At 74.7% G+C, this 1,022-nt stretch carries 1 protein-coding gene; it reads left to right on the top strand.

Going from position 1 to position 1,022, the window contains the following annotated elements; genetic code table 11:
• Window positions 1–1,022: AMP-binding protein (locus CEK69_RS20555; protein WP_193314052.1), on the top strand; the 1,022-nt coding region annotated here is incomplete at both ends.

Genomic DNA, 1,022 nt, shown 5'->3' with positions numbered 1-1,022 from the left:
GCTGGGCCAGGCGTACGTGGCCGTGCTGGAGGCGGTGGCGGCGGCGCCGCAGACGCCGCTGCAGGCGCTGCCGTGGGTGGAGGCGGCCACGCAGGCGACGCTGGCGCACTGGAACGCCACGGCGCAGCCGGTGGAGGACCTGACCTACCCGGCACTGGTGCGGCGGCAGGCGCTGGCCACGCCGGAGGCGGTGGCGGTGCGTGCGGGGGAGCAGGTGCTGCGCTACGGACAACTGGAGGCGCGCGCCAACGCCCTGGCGCACCGGCTGCGGGCGCAGGGGGTGGGGCGCGAGACGGTGGTGGCGCTGTGCCTGGCGCGCGGGCTGGAGGTGCCGGTGGCGATCCTGGGGGTGATGAAGGCCGGGGCGGCGTACCTGCCGCTGGACCCGGCCTACCCGGATGGGCACCTGCAGTACGTGCTGGCCGACAGCGGCGCGGCGCTGGTGCTGACCGATGCAGCCAGTGCCGAGCGGGTGGCGGGGCTGGCGCTGGCGGCCTTGCCGCAGCTGCGGATGGAAGACGTGTGCGATCTGGCGAGCGCACCGCCGACGGTGGAGGGCACAAGCGCGTCGGATCTGGCGTACGTGCTGTACACCTCCGGCACCAGCGGCCGTCCGAAGGGGGTGCTGATCGAGCACGGATCGCTGCGCAACCTGGCGCTGAACCTGGGTCCGCATGGGATCGCGGACGGAGCGCTGCAGGGGTGCTGGGCGTGGACGGCCTCGTACGCGTTCGATGGGTCGCTGAAGGGGCTGATGCAACTGGCGTGGGGCGGTGAACTGCTGATCGTGGAGGAGGCGGCCAAGACCGATCCGGTGTTGCTGCGGTCGGTGCTGGAAGGGCAGCGGGTGGACCTGATCGACTGCACGCCGTCGCTGCTGGAGGCGTGGCTGGGGGCGGGGCTGGAGGACTGCCTGCCGCATCTGGTGATCGGCGGTGAGGCGATCGGGGCCTCGCTGGGGCGCGGCTGGGGGGGGGGGGGCGGGGCGGGGGGGGGGCGGGGGGCAAGGGTGTGGGGGCGGC

The organism is Xanthomonas sp. LMG 12462 (assembly GCF_009192885.1).
Lineage (GTDB): Bacteria > Pseudomonadota > Gammaproteobacteria > Xanthomonadales > Xanthomonadaceae > Xanthomonas_A > Xanthomonas_A sontii.
This window is presented reverse-complemented; position numbering and strand designations above follow the sequence as displayed.